This is a genomic window from Thioalkalivibrio sp. ALE19, from assembly GCF_000428605.1.
Classification (GTDB): domain Bacteria; phylum Pseudomonadota; class Gammaproteobacteria; order Ectothiorhodospirales; family Ectothiorhodospiraceae; genus Thioalkalivibrio.
The window spans coordinates 23,969-38,470 of sequence record NZ_AUAG01000002.1 but is presented as its reverse complement, the minus strand read 5'-3'; the positions used below and the strand labels follow the sequence as shown (position 1 = coordinate 38,470).

Sequence of the window (14,502 nt, the reverse complement as noted above, 5' to 3'; positions counted from 1 at the left end):
CTCATCGCGGGATCAGTCCAGGAGGATTCGGGCCAGCTGGTCGAGCTGTTCGCGTGCCGTGTCGGCGATTTCTTCACAGGCAGCCATCTCCAGTCCGATCCGTTCGAAGGCCTCGGCATGGACCGGCGGCACCATGCGCTCTCCGGAAGAACCCAGGCGCAGGGCGTTGGCGATTGCGTCGGCGACATGCACGATGCCGGCCTCGACCGGGAAGGCGGGTGCCGCCAGCGGGTCGTGGTGATAGCGGGTGGCTTCCACGTGGGCGGGCGTCATGCCCCATTGCTCCAGCAGGCCGCTGCCGATGGTCGCATGGTCGAATCCGAGAAAACGCTGTTCCGTGACGAATAACAGCTCACCGTCGCGTTCGCGCAGGTTGATCAGCTCCTCGGTATCGCGGCCGAGGCGCAGGAACAGGACCAGGCGGCCGATGTCGTGCAGCAGCCCGAACAGGTACAGCCGGTCCACATTGGCCTCGCGTCGGAAACGGGCGATCCCGCGGGCGATGATCGCAGTCGCCAGACTGTGTCGCCAGAACGAACTCATGTCCACGCCGATCACCGGCAGGCCGCGGAAATGTTCGATCACCACGGTGGACAGTACGATCTGCCGGATCTGCTGCAGGCCGATGATGGCCACTGCCCGATGCAGGGTCTCGATCTCCTGCGGGAACCCGTACAACGACGAATTGGCCAGGCGCAGGGTCTTGGCCGCGACCGTGGGGTCCAGTTCGATCGCCTCGGTGATGTCGGCGACGCTCGAGGTCGGATCGTTGATGCGTTCGACGATGGCATTGAATGCACCGGAGAAGCTGCACAGCGCGTCATCCGCCTGCAGGAAATCTTCCAGCCGCGGCGTCATTGTGCCCCCCCGCCCGTGGACTGCCGCAGTTCATCGATCATCGCCCGTCGCGCGATGCGGTAGATCCCGTCCATCGGAAAGCGCTCGATGTCGCAGTGCTGGAAGCGTTCCGCGAGCGCTTCGTCCGCGGTGGCGCCAAGGCGCGCCTCGGCGGCATCCGGATCCTCTTCGCCGGCGGTCGGCTGCGTACCCTCGACCGCATCCGGGTCGGGGTCGGTGGCCGGCGGGTCCCCGTCCTGGATCCGCACCTCGCTGACGCCCCAGGCCTGCAGGACCCGCAGATGCTTGTCCTGCAGGCTCATGCCCGCGGGGATCAGCAGGCGACCGGAACGGTCGTGCACCGGGGCGGCCAGCGTCATTCCGGCACGCAGTTCCGCAGTGGGGACGGTTTGCGTCATGATAGCGGTTCAGCCTTTGCCCGCCAGTTGACGCAGGACGTACGGCAATATTCCACCGTGACGGTAGTAGTCGATCTCCTGCGGGGTATCCAGCCGCACGCGCACGCGGAATTCCTTGCGTGCGCCGTCATCGGCGGTGGCGGTCACCGTCGCTTCCTTCGCCTCGCCACCCCGGATGCCGCTGATGGTATAGGTTTCCTCGCCGGTCAGGCCCAGCGATTCGGCGTTTTCGCCGTCGTGGAACTGCAGAGGCAGCACGCCCATGCCGACCAGGTTGGAGCGGTGGATGCGTTCGAAGCTCTCCACGATCACCGCCCGCACGCCCAGCAGCAGGGTGCCCTTGGCCGCCCAGTCGCGCGAGGAACCGGTGCCGTACTCCTTGCCGGCGATTACCACCAGCGGGGTCCCCTCGGCCTGATAACGCATGGAGGCGTCGTAGATCGACATCGGTTCGCCATCCGGCAGGTGCCGGGTGACGCCGCCCTGGGTGCCGGGCGCCAGCAGGTTGCGCAGGCGCACGTTGGCGAAGGTGCCGCGCATCATCACCTCGTGGTTGCCGCGCCGCGAACCGTAGGAGTTGAAGTCGGCGGGCTTGACGCCCTGTTCTTCGAGGTAACGGGCAGCGGGGCTGTCGGGCGCGATGGAGCCGGCCGGCGAAATATGGTCGGTGGTCACGGAATCCCCCAGCAGGGCCAGGACCCGTGCGCCTTCGATATCCGGGGTCTCGGCCGGCGTCATGCCCATGCCGTCGAAATAGGGTGGCTTGCGCACGTAGGTGGAGTCTTCCTGCCACTCGAAACGGTCGCCCGCGGGGGCCTCGAGGTTGCGCCAGCGGTCCTCGCCGGTATAGAGGTCGCCATAGGCACTGGTAAAGCTGCCGGCACCGACGTGACGATCCACCTGCTCACGGATTTCCTGCGAACCGGGCCAGATGTCCTTGAGATAGACCGGATTGCCGGCGTCATCCTCGCCCAGCGGATCGTTGTAGAGGTCCAGGTTGGTGCGGCCCGCCAGGGCATAGGCGACCACCAGCGGGGGCGAGGCGAGGAAGTTCATCTGCACCTCGGAATGGATGCGGCCTTCGAAATTCCGGTTGCCCGAGAGCACCGAGGAGACCACCAGGTCATCCTTGATGATGGCCTCGCTGATCGCTTCGGGCAACGGGCCGGAATTGCCGATGCAGGTGGTGCAGCCGTAGCCCACTACGTGGAAGCCCAGGTCTTCCAGGTCCTCCAGCAGGCCGGCATTCTGCAGATAATCGGTGACCACGCGCGACCCGGGGGCGAGCGAGGTCTTGACCCACGGCTTGACCTTCAGACCCCGCTCGCGCGCCTTGCGGGCGACCAGGCCCGCACCCAGCATCACCGACGGATTGGAGGTGTTGGTGCAGGAGGTGATCGCCGCGATCACCACGTCGCCGTGGTCCAGGGTGAAGGTCTCGCCGTTCATCTCGATGGCGGTGTGGTGCGGTTCCTCCGCCTGATGCTCCACGCCCACCGCGGTATGACCGCCCTCGGCCGCAAAGCGCTCGGCTTCGGCCGGTTCGTCGGCCCCCGAGGCGCGTTCCTTCAGCAGGGTATCCAGGTGCTGGCTGATCATGGCTCCGGCGCGGCCCAGCGGGATGCGGTCCTGGGGCCGTTTGGGGCCCGCGAGGCTGGGTTCAACCGTGGACAGGTCGAGTTCCAGCAGGTCACTGTAGCGCGCCACCGGGGCGCTGTCGTCGCGCCACAGGCCCTGTTCGCGGGCATAGGACTCGATGAACCGGACGTGGCCTTCTTCGCGGCCGGTCAGGCGCAGGTACTCCAGGGTTTCGTCGTCGATCGGGAAGATCCCGCAGGTCGCGCCGTATTCCGGAGCCATGTTCGCGATGGTTGCGCGGTCGGCCAGCGGCAGATCGGCCAGGCCGTCGCCGAAGAACTCGACGAACTTGCCGACCACGCCGTGCTTGCGCAGCTGCTCGACGATCACCAGCACCAGGTCGGTGGCGGTGGCGCCCTCGGCCAGCTTGCCGGTCAGGCGGAAGCCGACCACCTGCGGGATCAGCATGGAGATCGGCTGTCCGAGCATGGCGGCCTCGGCCTCGATCCCGCCCACGCCCCAGCCCAGCACGCCCAGGCCGTTGATCATGGTGGTGTGCGAGTCGGTGCCGACGAGCGTGTCGGGATAGGCCATGCAGCTGCCGTCGGCGCGGTCCTCGAGGAACACGGTGCGCGCCAGGTACTCCAGGTTGACCTGGTGCACGATGCCGGTATCCGGGGGCACGACCTTGAAGGTCTCGAACGCCTGCTGGCCCCACTTGAGGAAGCTGTAGCGTTCGCGGTTGCGCGAATACTCCAGCTCGGCGTTCAGGTTCATTGCATCCGGATTGCCGTAGGCGTCGACCTGCACCGAGTGGTCGATCACCAGTTCCGCCGGCTGCAGCGGCGCGATCTTCGCCGGATCGCCGCTGAGGTCTTCCATCGCATCGCGCATTGCGGCCAGGTCGACCACCGCCGGGACCCCGGTGAAATCCTGCAGCAGCACGCGTGCCGGGCGGAACGCGATCTCGCGCGCGGGTTCCGCGGCCGGGTCCCAGTCGAGCAGCCCCTCGATGTCGTCGCGGGTGATGGTGCGCCCGTCTTCGTGGCGCATCAGGTTTTCCAGCAGCACCTTGAGCGCGAAGGGCAGGGTCTGCGCGCGCGGGTCGTCGGCGATCGGGACGTACTGGCACTCGTGTCCGCCGGCGGACAGGGTGCGGGTGTTCCGGGGCATAGCGTCGCTCATGATGCGTCCATCCGATTCAGGTGTTGAGACGTTGAAGAATGCGGTCGGCCTCGTTCATCAGGCGCTTGCGCCCGAACAGGAGCTTCCAGCGCGAGCCGCCGGCCTGGCGCCAGAGCACGGCGCCGCGGATGCCGGCCAGCAGCAGCGCGCGAATACGGGCCGCGGTATCCGGGTTGGATAGATTGTTCTGTTCGCCCTGGACGATGATGCGGGGGCCGAGCTCGGAGATGGTCTCCTTGTAAATCTCGCCCAGCCGCGAGATTACGCTCTCGTGAGTCAGGGTGAAGTAGTCCACCTGACGCTGGGCGCCCTGCAGGCCGTCGGCCAGCTGCTGCATCATGTCGCCGCGCTTCTGCAGCTTGCGCTCGAGAAAGATCAGCCCCACCGCATAGCGGGTAATCTCCATGTCCGGCGGCTTGCCGCCGCTTTCCAGCTGGGTCCGTACGCGTTCCAGCCCGGTACGCAGGCTGACTTCGCCGCGATAGATCTCCTCGGGCGTGGTCGCGTCGAAGGCGAACAGGCTCCCGATCAGGACCTCCAGCTCGTATTCGTCGCAGGAGCCTCGCCAGGCCAGGTCCTTGACCAGGCTCGCGGCCTGGAAGATGGCCGCCAGTGCCAGGGTGCGGTTGTGGTCGCTGCGCTCCAAGCCGTGTCCGTCCGGGTCTGGGTATCAGGGCTCGCACTATACCGGAAACCGGCCGCCGGACTCATGCCCCGGCGGCCACCGGGGTGTCCGAGGGCAGGGTGCGGCGCGTGGCGATCACCCCCCCGCCGAGACAGGTACCGTCGTGGTAGAACACCACGGACTGACCGGGTGTCGCCGCACGCTGGGGCTGATCGAAGACTACCCGGGTGCGTCCGCCCGCCGCCAGGTGGATGCGACAGTCCTGCAGTGGCTGGCGGTGACGCAGGCGTGCCTGCAGGCGCTCGCCTTCGGCGGGCACGCGATGGATCCAGTGCACGGGTTCGGTCGTCAGTTCCGGGCTCATCAGCAGCGGATGGGCCGAATCCTGCGCCACGATCAGGCGGTTGCCCGCGAGGTCCTTGTCGACCACGTACCACGGGGCATCGGCCGCGCCCTCGACCCCGCCGATGCCCAGCCCCTGGCGCTGGCCGAGGGTGTAGAACATCAGGCCGTGATGCCGCGCGATTGCGCGACCGTCCGGCGTACAGATGTCGCCCTCGCTGCCTTCCAGGTAGCGGGCCAGGAATTCGCGGAACGGACGTTCGCCGATGAAGCAGATGCCGGTGGAATCCTTGCGCGCGTGATTGGGCAGGCCGTGCTCGTATGCCAGCTCGCGCACCCGTTCCTTGGGCAGGTCGCCCAGCGGGAAGCGAGCCGGACGCAGCTGTGCCTGATCCAGGGCGTGCAGGAAATAGGTCTGGTCCTTGTTGGCGTCCGCGGCGAGTCGCAGTTCGCTGTGGTCGGGGCCGTGCCAGGCGCGGGCGTAGTGTCCGGTGGCGATGGCGTCGGCGCCCAGGGCCTGCGCCTGCTCGAGGAAAGAACGGAACTTGATCTCGCGGTTGCACAGGATGTCCGGGTTGGGGGTGCGGCCGGCGCGGTACTCGTGGAGAAAGTGGTTGAAGACCCGCTGGCGGTAATCCTCCGCGAAGTTTGCCTTGTGCAACGGGATCTCCAGCGTGGCCGCGACCTCGCGGGCCATCGCGTAGTCGTCCTCGGCCGCGCACTGGCCGTCGGTGTCGTCGTCTTCCCAGTTCTTCATGAACAGGCCCTCCACGCGTTGGCCGGCTTCCACCAGGCGCAGGGCGGCGACGGCCGAGTCCACGCCGCCGGAGAGCCCGACGATAATTCGTTCACTGGTGGCCATGCCGCTCATTCCTCGGGGCGTGCGGGGGCGGGCCGCACGTTGTCGACGAGTTCGCCGGCGGATTCCAGCGGCAGGCGCAGACCCGATTCCCAGCGTCGCAGGCTGCGGGCCACCAGCGGGCTGCGCAGGGGGTGATCGTTCAGCGCGGTGGCGGCTTCCAGCCAGTGGGTGGCGAGGATTGCGGGGTCGCGGCGGATCGGCTGCGCCGGTGTCGACACCGTGCCGGTGAAGGCCACGCGCAGGATGACCGCGCCGTCGGCCAGACGCAGCAGGTCGCAGCCCAGCGAGTGCTGCGGGGTGAATTCGAGGGCCGTCTCTTCGCGGACCTCGCGCCGCACCGCGGCGATCAGGTCCTCGTCCGGGTCGAGATGGCCCGCGGGCTGATTGAGGACGCGCAGGCCCGCATCCTCTTCCTCTACAAACAGGAAACGGCCTTGATCCTCTATGACCGCGGCGACGGTGATATGGCAGCGCAGGCGTTCATTCATGACGCAATGATACCCGCCGCCCGGCGGCGAAGGCCACGGAGGCCATGTATAATCGGCGGCATCCAAATCCCAATGACACGGCGCTGCAAAAGGAGTCTTCATGGCGTACCAGCACATTCGCATCCCGGAGAAAGGCCAACCCATCGAGGTGGGCCAGGACGGCGGCCTGGTGGTGCCCGACCACCCGGTGATCCCCTATATCGAGGGGGACGGCATCGGCGTGGACATCACCCCGGTGATGCGCCGGGTGACGGATGCGGCGGTGGAGAAGGCCTATGGCGGCCGGAAGGCGATCGAGTGGATGGAAGTCTATGCCGGCGAGAAGGCCACGCAGGTCTACGACGATGACTCCGGTCTGCCCGATGAGACGCTGGATGCGGTGCGCGAATACAAGGTTTCGATCAAGGGCCCGCTGACCACTCCGGTGGGCGGCGGCTTCCGTTCGCTGAACGTGGCGCTGCGGCAGAAGCTGGATCTGTATGTCTGTCTGCGTCCGGTGCGCTACTACAAGGGTACGCCCAGCCCGCTGAAAGAACCGGAAAAGACCGACATGGTGATCTTCCGCGAGAACTCGGAGGATATCTATGCCGGCATCGAGTTCGAATCCGGCACGTCCGAGGCGAAAAAGCTCATCGACTTCCTGCAGGACGAAATGGGCGTGCGCGAGATCCGCTTCCCGGATACCGCGGGGATCGGCGTGAAGCCGGTTTCCAGCGAGGGCACGAAGCGGCTGGTGCGCAAGGCCATCCAGTACGCGATCGACAATGACCGCCCGTCGGTGACCCTGGTGCACAAGGGCAACATCATGAAATTCACCGAGGGCTCCTTCAAGGCCTGGGGCTATGAGCTGGCGCGCGAGGAATTCGGTGCCGAGGACCTCGACGGTGGCCCGTGGCAGGTGTTCAGGAACCCGAAGACCGGTCGCGAGATCGTGATCAAGGACGTCATCGCCGATGCCTTCCTGCAGCAGATCCTGCTGCGCCCGGAGGATTACTCGGTGATCGCCACCCTGAACCTGAACGGGGACTACATCTCCGACGCCCTGGCCGCCCAGGTCGGCGGGATCGGTATCGCCCCCGGGGCCAACATCTCGGACACCACCGCGATGTTCGAGGCCACGCACGGTACCGCGCCCAAGTATGCCGGCCAGGACAAGGTCAATCCGGGCTCGCTGGTGCTGTCGGCCGAGATGATGCTGCGCCACCTGGGCTGGACCGAGGCGGCGGATCTCGTGGTGCGCGGCATGGAGGGCGCGATCGCTGCCGGCGAGGTGACGTATGACTTTGCGCGGCTGATGGACGGGGTGGAACCGATCGCCTGCTCCGCCTTCGGCGAGGCGATGATCCGCCACATGGATGGCTGAACGCCCCGGGCGCGGGCAGCCAGTGGAGATGCAGCCTGCGGGAGGCCAGCCAGTGGTGGGAGGCCTGCCCCTGTGGGAGCGCAGCCTCTGCGCGATCAGGCATGGCTGATCGGCCAAGGGGCTGGCCTCCCACAGGGGCAGGGCCTCCCGCAGGGGCAGGCCTCCCGCGCCATGCGGACACTTGGCAAGCGCCGGGAACCGTTCGATGATGTCAGGACTCTACAGAAATGAACACGCGGTGCCCGAGGGCGCCACGAGTGCGAGCTGGACCGAGAAATGAGTGACGACAAGCCCCGCCAACCCGATCACGACGATTCCGTTGCGGTCGACGAATCGAGGCCGGAACTCAAGCCACCACGGCAGTACAAGGTCGTGTTGAACAACGACGACTACACGCCGATGGAATTCGTGGTGGAGGTCCTGGAGACCTTCTTCGGCATGGATCGCGAGAAGGCCACCCGGGTGATGCTGCAGGTGCATACCCGGGGCAAGGGCGTGTGCGGCATCTATACCCGCGATGTCGCCGAGACCAAGGTGGCCCAGGTGAATGAATACGCCCGGAGCCATCAGCACCCACTGCTATGCTCGATGGAGGAGGCCTGACCCCCATGCTCGACAAGGAACTCGAATTCAGTCTGAACCTGGTCTTCAAGGAGGCCCGCGAGAAACGCCACGAGTTCGTGACCGTGGAGCACTTGCTGATGGCCCTGGCCCAGAACCCCAGTGCAGCCACCGTACTGCGTGCCTGCGGTGCGGATCTTGACCGGATCCGCGACGAACTGGAGGCCTACATCGACGAAAACACCCCGCGGATCCCGCCGAACGACACGCGCGAGACCCAGCCGACCCTCGGTTTTCAGCGGGTCCTGCAGCGCGCGGTGTTCCACGTGCAGTCCAGTGGTCGCAAGGAGGTCTCCGGGGCCAACGTCCTGGTGGCGCTGTTCGGCGAGCAGGACAGTCAGGCGCTGTACGTGCTGGGCCAGCAGAACATCTCGCGTCTGGACGTGGTCAACTTCATTTCCCACGGTATCTCGAAGGTCGGCGAGGACGAGCTCGGCCAGATTCACCAGGAGCAGGCGGAGGAATCCTCCGAGCAGCAGGGCGAGACGGTGACTGAAGAAAAGACCAACGCGCTGCAGCTGTACGCGACCAACCTCAACGAGAAGGCGCGTAACGACGAGATCGACCCGCTGATCGGGCGGGACCACGAGATCGAGCGCACCATCCAGATCCTGTGCCGGCGGCGCAAGAACAACCCGCTGCTGGTGGGCGAGGCCGGGGTCGGCAAGACCGCGATCGCCGAGGGGCTGGCGCGGCGTGTGGTCGATGGCCAGGTGCCGGAAGCGATCGAGGAAGCCACGGTCTATGCCCTGGACCTGGGCGCGCTGGTGGCCGGAACCAAGTATCGCGGCGATTTCGAGAAGCGTCTGAAGGGCGTGCTGGCCCAGCTGAAGAAGGAACCCGCCGCGGTCCTGTTCATCGACGAGATCCACACCATCATCGGGGCGGGGGCCGCCTCGGGCGGGGTGATGGACGCGTCGAACCTGATCAAGCCGATGCTGGCCTCCGGTGAGCTCAAGTGCATCGGTTCGACCACGTATCAGGAATACCGTGGCATCTTCGAGAAGGACCGCGCGCTGGCGCGGCGCTTCCAGAAGATCGAGGTGCCGGAACCGACGGTGGACGAGACCTACCAGATCCTGCGCGGGCTCAAGTCGCGCTTCGAGTCGCACCACAACGTGCGCTTTACCAAGCCGGCGTTGCAGGCCGCGGCGGAGCTGTCGGACCGCTACATCACCGATCGCTTCCTGCCGGACAAGGCGATCGATCTGATCGACGAGGCCGGAGCCAGTCGCCAGCTGTTGCCGGTGAGCCAGCGCAAGAAGACCATCGGCGTGCAGGACATCGAGAACATCGTGGCCAAGATCGCGCGCATCCCGCCGAAATCGGTGTCCAGCACCGACAAGGAGACCCTGCGCAACCTGGAACGCAACCTGAAGATGACGGTGTTCGGCCAGGATGAGGCGATCGGCACCCTGAGCACGGCCATCAAGATGTCGCGCTCCGGCCTGGGTGACCAGGACAAGCCGATCGGTTCCTTCCTGTTCGCCGGTCCGACCGGTGTCGGCAAGACCGAGGTCACGCGTCAGCTGGCCCAGCAGATGGGCATCCATCTGGCCCGCTTCGACATGTCCGAATACATGGAGCGCCACACGGTCTCGCGGCTGATCGGTGCGCCGCCGGGTTATGTCGGCTACGACGAGGGCGGCCTGCTGACGGACGCCATCCTCAAGCATCCGCATTCGGTGTTGCTGCTGGACGAGATCGAAAAGGCGCACCCGGACGTGTTCAACGTGCTGCTGCAGGTGATGGACCACGGCACGCTGACCGACGCCAACGGAAGGGAAGTGGATTTCCGCAACGTGATCCTGGTGATGACCACCAACGCCGGTGCCGAAGCGGCTTCGCGGCCGTCGGTGGGCTTTACCCGCAAGGATCACTCCACTGACGCGATGGAGGCCATCAAGCGGACCTTCACCCCGGAATTCCGCAACCGTCTGGATGCCACCATCCAGTTCGGCCCGCTGGACGAGGCGACCATCCTGAACGTGGTCGACAAGTTCCTCACCCAGCTCCAGGCCCAGCTGGACGAGAAGAAGGTGACCCTGACGGTGGAATCCGAGGCGCGCGCCTGGCTGGCCGAACACGGCTACGACGCCCAGATGGGTGCGCGGCCGATGGGACGGACCATCCAGGAGCACATCAAGAAGCCGCTGGCGGACGAACTCCTGTTCGGCAAGCTGGCGCAGGGTGGCGAAGTGACCGTGCGCCTGGGCGAGGACGGCCTCGAGATGGACATCCACGAACCCGCCGTCTCTTCCTGACCCGACCGCGACGGGGACACTGCGAGCCTGTGGTGTCCCTCACGAAAAAGGCCGGCACCCCTCGGGGCGCCGGCCTTTTGCATGCCGGAGAGACTGTGGCGCGCTTACTTGTTGCGGTAGACGATGCGACCCTTGCTCAGGTCGTAGGGCGTCATCTGCACGATGACCTTGTCGCCGCGCAGGATCCGGATGTAGTGCTTGCGCATCTTCCCGGAGATGTGCGCGGTGATCGTGTGCCCGTTCTCGAGCTCCACCCGGAAGGTGGTGTTGGGGAGCGTCTCGACGACGGTCCCTTCGAGCTCGATTTCGTCTTCCTTCGCCATGCAGTTCCTCGCGTAATGAATCAGGGTTGCGACATTATGCGGATGCGCGGGCGGAACTCAAGGGAAACGCCGGCGTTTTTCGTTCTATGGACATGGTATCGGTCGCGTTTCGGGGTTTGCCGGGGGCGGCGTCAGCGCCTAAACTACGCCCGCTTTCTCATCCAGTGAATTTCGGACACGAACCATGACAGTTTCCTGGGCAGCGGTTTTTCCGGGACAGGGGTCCCAGTCGGTGGGCATGCTCGCCGATGTCGGCGATGATTTCGCCGTGGTGCGCGATACCTTTCAGGAAGCCTCGGACTGCCTGGATGCCGACCTGTGGAGCCTGGTACAGCACGGACCGGCGGAACAGCTCGACGAGACCCGCTGGACCCAGCCGGTGATGCTGGCGGCCGGCGTGGCCTGCTGGCGGATGCTGCGTGAACAGGGGGTGCCGGAGCCCATGGCGGTGGCCGGCCACAGCCTGGGCGAGTACAGCGCCCTGGTCGCGGCCGGGGCCCTGCGGTTTCGGGATGCGGTGAGTCTGGTCGCCGAGCGCGCCCGGGCCATGCAGGACGCCGTGCCCGCAGGGGAGGGAGCCATGGCCGCGATCCTTGGCCTGGAGGACGCTGACGTGATCGCCCTGTGCGAGGCACAGGCCGACGGTGACACTCTGGAGGCGGTGAACTTCAATGCGCCGGGACAGGTGGTGATCGCCGGCACGGCCGGGGCCGTGGACCGCGCGGTGTCGGCGGCTCGCGATGCGGGCGCCAAACGGGCGCTGAAGCTGCCGGTGTCGGTCCCCTCCCACTGTGCGTTGATGCGCCCGGCGGCCGAACGTCTGCAGGCGGTGCTGGACAATACCGAATTCCGTGCCCCGCAGATCCCCGTGTGGCAGAACGCGACCGCCGCACCGGCGAGCGACGTGGACAGCCTGAAGGCCCGTCTGGCGGAGCAGCTGTACCGCCCGGTGCGCTGGGTGGAAACCGTGCAGGGGCTGCGCGATGCGGGCGCCGGCGTGCAGGTGGAATGTGGTCCCGGTCGGGTGCTGACCGGGCTGGCGAAACGCATCGACCGTTCGATTGATCATCCGGACGTGGCCGATCGGGCCACCCTGGAAAGCGTCCGTGACCGGCTGACCGCCGGCTGACCGCCCATTTCCCAACAGCAAGGAAACCGTTGATGTCGGAAAACCAACGAATCGCTCTCGTGACCGGGGCGAGCCGCGGCATTGGCGCGGCCATCGCCCGCCGTCTGGCGGAACAGGGCATGCAGGTGGTGGGCACCGCCACCAGTGACGCCGGCGCCGGCCGGATCTCGGAGGCCCTGGCCCCCTGGGGTGGCCGCGGGGTCGCCATGGACGTCACCGATGCCGAATCGGTCAGGACCGCGCTGGAGGACATTCAGGCGACCGAGGGCGCCATCGAGGTGCTGGTGAACAACGCGGGCATCACCCGCGACAACCTGTTCATGCGCATGAAGGACGAGGACTGGGATGCGGTGATCGACACCAACCTCACCGCGGCCGCCCGGCTCACGCAGAAAGTGATCAAGGGCATGATGAAGGCCCGCCGCGGGCGGGTGGTCCTGATCGGCTCGGTGGTCGGGACGGCCGGGAATGCCGGACAGACCAACTACGCCGCGGCCAAGGCCGGGCTGGCCGGCTTCGCCCGCTCCCTGGCGCGCGAGGTGGGTGCCCGCAACATCACCGTCAACACGGTGGCCCCCGGGTTCATCGACACCGACATGACGCGCGAGCTGGACGAGGCGACGCGCGAACGTCTGCTGGGCGAGATCCCGCTGGGCCGGCTGGGTGATGCCGAAGAAGTGGCCGCGGCGGTGGGCTTTCTGGCGTCCGACGAGGCCGGGTACATTACCGGCGAGACCTTGCACGTCAATGGTGGCATGTTCATGCACTGAGCCACGGGCCCGTTACGCGTAGCCCTCCGCCGGGGTTGTGGATCACGGCGGTGCTTTTCAATAGAATGGCGGACCTTTACCGGACCCGCCTCATATCCAAGGGGATGTTTCAACCATGAGCAGCATTGAAGAACGCGTCAAGAAAATCGTTGTCGAGCAGCTGGGAGTCAAGGAAGAGGATGTCACGAACGCCGCCGCTTTCGTCGACGATCTGGGCGCGGACTCGCTTGACACCGTCGAACTCGTGATGGCGCTCGAGGAGGAATTCGAAACGGAAATCCCCGACGAGCAGGCCGAAAAGATCACCACCGTGCAGCAGGCGATCGACTACATCAACGAGCACGCCAAGGACTGATCCGGTCCATGGTCGCGGCGATGGGGTGCGCGCCCGTGCCGGGCGCCCCCTTTTCGTCGTCTGCGTGCAGCCGTCTTTCGAGGGAGAACATCATTGGCTAAGCGACGTGTTGTGGTCACCGGCCTCGGCATCGTGTCCCCGGTCGGATCCACCATCGACCAGGCCTGGTCCAGCATCAAGGCCGGGAAGAGCGGGATCACGCCCATCGACGTGTTCGATGCCTCGGACATGCCGGTCAAGATTTCCGGCGCGGTGCGGGACTTCAATGCCAATGACTATGTCCCGGTCAAGGACCAGAAGAAGATGGACACGTTTGTCATCTATGGTCTGGCGGCGGGGCTCCAGGCCCTGGATGATTCCGGGCTGTCCGCGGACAGTTCCGATCCGGAGCGGATCGGGGTCGCGATCGGTTCCGGCATCGGGGGGCTGCCCTACATCGAGCGTTCCTACGGGGCCTACCTGAAGGGCGGGGCCCGCAAGATCTCCCCGTTCTTCGTGCCCAGCGCCATCATCAACATGGTGGCGGGCAATCTCTCCATCATGCGGGGACTGGAGGGGCCGAACATCTCCATCGTCTCCGCCTGTGCCACCGGCACCCACAACATCGGTGACGCCGCGCGCATGATTGCGTATGGCGATGTCGACGCGATGGTTGCAGGCGGGGCCGAGATGGCCACCACGCCGCTGGGCATTGGCGGCTTTGCCGCGGCGCGCGCGCTGTCGACCCGCAACGACGACCCCGCCCGCGCCTCGCGGCCATGGGACGCCGACCGGGACGGTTTCGTACTCAGTGACGGGGCCGGGGTCATGGTCCTTGAGGAGTACGAGCACGCGAAGGCCCGCGGTGCGAACATCTACTGCGAAATCGCCGGGTTTGCCTGGAATTCCGATGCCCACCACATGACCCAGCCGGTCGAGGACGGCAGCGGGGCATCCAAGTGCATGGTGCGGGCGATGAAGGACGCGGGCGTTGAGGCGGAGGAAGTGGGGTACGTGAACGCCCACGGGACCTCCACCCCGGCCGGGGATCTGGCCGAGACCGAGGGGCTCAAGCGGACCTTCGGCGATCATGCGAAGAACCTTCTGGTCAATTCGACCAAGTCCATGACCGGACACCTGCTGGGTGCCGCGGGCGGGATCGAGGGTGTGTTTACCGCGCTGGCCCTGCGTGATCAGGTCTCGCCGCCAACCATCAACCTGGACAACCCGGGCGAGGGCTGCGATCTGGATTATGTCGCCAACGAGGCCCGTGACATGAACACCCGCGTGGCGCTTTCCAACTCCTTCGGATTCGGCGGCACTAACGGAACCCTGGTGTTCCGCGCCATCTGACGCCGGCCT

14 protein-coding genes are annotated in these 14,502 nt (G+C 66.3%); 7 read left to right on the top strand and 7 right to left on the bottom strand.

Annotated elements, in window-relative coordinates; genetic code table 11:
• Positions 1–12: 12 nt before the first annotated feature.
• The 6 genes from F787_RS0101380 to F787_RS0101355 all read right to left on the bottom strand — a co-directional run bounded on the left by F787_RS0101380 (position 13) and on the right by F787_RS0101355 (position 6,336).
• Positions 13–858: an HDOD domain-containing protein gene (locus tag F787_RS0101380; protein ID WP_028491087.1), complete on the bottom strand. Its 846-nt coding sequence runs from the start codon at positions 856–858 to the stop codon at positions 13–15.
• Positions 855–1,217: a hypothetical protein gene (locus F787_RS0101375; RefSeq protein ID WP_051245972.1), complete on the bottom strand. Its 363-nt coding sequence runs from the start codon at positions 1,215–1,217 to the stop codon at positions 855–857. The genes F787_RS0101380 and F787_RS0101375 overlap by 4 nt, the downstream gene beginning before the upstream one ends.
• Before the next feature lie 48 nt (positions 1,218–1,265).
• Entirely contained in the window at positions 1,266–4,019 is a 2,754-nt protein-coding gene (gene acnA / locus F787_RS0101370; RefSeq protein ID WP_028491085.1) for an aconitate hydratase AcnA, read from the bottom strand.
• A gap of 16 nt (positions 4,020–4,035) precedes the next feature.
• Positions 4,036–4,665, bottom strand: coding sequence for a high frequency lysogenization protein HflD (gene hflD, locus F787_RS0101365; protein ID WP_019591240.1), 630 nt, complete (start codon positions 4,663–4,665; stop codon positions 4,036–4,038).
• 61 nt (positions 4,666–4,726) lie between these two features.
• Entirely contained in the window at positions 4,727–5,848 is a 1,122-nt protein-coding gene (mnmA, locus tag F787_RS0101360; protein ID WP_028491084.1) for a tRNA 2-thiouridine(34) synthase MnmA, read from the bottom strand.
• A gap of 5 nt (positions 5,849–5,853) precedes the next feature.
• Positions 5,854–6,336 carry an NUDIX domain-containing protein gene (locus tag F787_RS0101355; RefSeq protein WP_028491083.1) on the bottom strand — a complete coding sequence of 161 codons (483 nt, stop codon included), beginning with the start codon at positions 6,334–6,336 and terminating at the stop codon, positions 5,854–5,856.
• A gap of 100 nt (positions 6,337–6,436) precedes the next feature.
• On the opposite strand from F787_RS0101355, the gene icd reads away from it, so the two are divergent.
• From icd to clpA, 3 genes are all read left to right on the top strand, one after another.
• On the top strand, positions 6,437–7,699 hold the full coding sequence (gene icd / locus F787_RS0101350) for an NADP-dependent isocitrate dehydrogenase (protein ID WP_028491082.1): 1,263 nt from the start codon (positions 6,437–6,439) through the stop codon (positions 7,697–7,699).
• A 276-nt stretch (positions 7,700–7,975) separates the two neighbouring features.
• The gene (gene clpS / locus F787_RS0101345) at positions 7,976–8,302 is read left to right on the top strand and encodes an ATP-dependent Clp protease adapter ClpS (RefSeq protein WP_018869392.1); all 327 of its coding nucleotides are present in this window, start codon (positions 7,976–7,978) and stop codon (positions 8,300–8,302) included.
• 5 nt (positions 8,303–8,307) lie between these two features.
• A complete protein-coding gene (gene clpA / locus F787_RS0101340; RefSeq protein WP_018869393.1) occupies positions 8,308–10,584 on the top strand; it encodes an ATP-dependent Clp protease ATP-binding subunit ClpA in 2,277 nt (758 codons plus the stop codon).
• 104 nt (positions 10,585–10,688) lie between these two features.
• Here the strand turns inward: clpA and infA are convergent, their stop codons facing one another.
• Positions 10,689–10,907 (bottom strand): translation initiation factor IF-1, encoded by a 219-nt coding sequence (gene infA / locus F787_RS0101335; protein ID WP_018861401.1) that lies wholly within the window; start codon positions 10,905–10,907, stop codon positions 10,689–10,691.
• 184 nt (positions 10,908–11,091) lie between these two features.
• Between infA and fabD the strand changes: the two genes are divergently transcribed.
• The 4 genes from fabD to fabF all read left to right on the top strand — a co-directional run bounded on the left by fabD (position 11,092) and on the right by fabF (position 14,493).
• Positions 11,092–12,036 carry an ACP S-malonyltransferase gene (gene fabD / locus F787_RS0101330; RefSeq protein WP_081694061.1) on the top strand — a complete coding sequence of 315 codons (945 nt, stop codon included), beginning with the start codon at positions 11,092–11,094 and terminating at the stop codon, positions 12,034–12,036.
• Positions 12,037–12,068: 32 nt separating this feature from the next.
• On the top strand, positions 12,069–12,806 hold the full coding sequence (gene fabG, locus F787_RS0101325) for a 3-oxoacyl-ACP reductase FabG (protein WP_028491080.1): 738 nt from the start codon (positions 12,069–12,071) through the stop codon (positions 12,804–12,806).
• Between the two features lie 115 nt (positions 12,807–12,921).
• On the top strand, positions 12,922–13,161 hold the full coding sequence (gene acpP / locus F787_RS0101320; protein ID WP_018869396.1) for an acyl carrier protein: 240 nt from the start codon (positions 12,922–12,924) through the stop codon (positions 13,159–13,161).
• Positions 13,162–13,272: 111 nt separating this feature from the next.
• Complete coding sequence (fabF, locus tag F787_RS0101315; protein WP_019022045.1) at positions 13,273–14,493, top strand: beta-ketoacyl-ACP synthase II; 1,221 nt, start codon at positions 13,273–13,275, stop codon at positions 14,491–14,493.
• The last annotated feature ends 9 nt before the right edge of the window (positions 14,494–14,502 follow it).

Coding starts and splice junctions, on each gene's coding strand:
- F787_RS0101380 (WP_028491087.1), bottom strand. CDS start 858: ATGACGCCGCGGCTGGAAGATTTCCTGCAGGCGGATGACGCGCTGTGC.
- F787_RS0101375 (WP_051245972.1), bottom strand. CDS start 1,217: ATGACGCTGGCCGCCCCGGTGCACGACCGTTCCGGTCGCCTGCTGATC.
- acnA (WP_028491085.1), bottom strand. CDS start 4,019: ATGAGCGACGCTATGCCCCGGAACACCCGCACCCTGTCCGCCGGCGGA.
- mnmA (WP_028491084.1), bottom strand. CDS start 5,848: ATGGCCACCAGTGAACGAATTATCGTCGGGCTCTCCGGCGGCGTGGAC.
- F787_RS0101355 (WP_028491083.1), bottom strand. CDS start 6,336: ATGAATGAACGCCTGCGCTGCCATATCACCGTCGCCGCGGTCATAGAG.
- icd (WP_028491082.1), top strand. CDS start 6,437: ATGGCGTACCAGCACATTCGCATCCCGGAGAAAGGCCAACCCATCGAG.
- clpS (WP_018869392.1), top strand. CDS start 7,976: ATGAGTGACGACAAGCCCCGCCAACCCGATCACGACGATTCCGTTGCG.
- clpA (WP_018869393.1), top strand. CDS start 8,308: ATGCTCGACAAGGAACTCGAATTCAGTCTGAACCTGGTCTTCAAGGAG.
- infA (WP_018861401.1), bottom strand. CDS start 10,907: ATGGCGAAGGAAGACGAAATCGAGCTCGAAGGGACCGTCGTCGAGACG.
- fabD (WP_081694061.1), top strand. CDS start 11,092: ATGACAGTTTCCTGGGCAGCGGTTTTTCCGGGACAGGGGTCCCAGTCG.
- fabG (WP_028491080.1), top strand. CDS start 12,069: ATGTCGGAAAACCAACGAATCGCTCTCGTGACCGGGGCGAGCCGCGGC.
- acpP (WP_018869396.1), top strand. CDS start 12,922: ATGAGCAGCATTGAAGAACGCGTCAAGAAAATCGTTGTCGAGCAGCTG.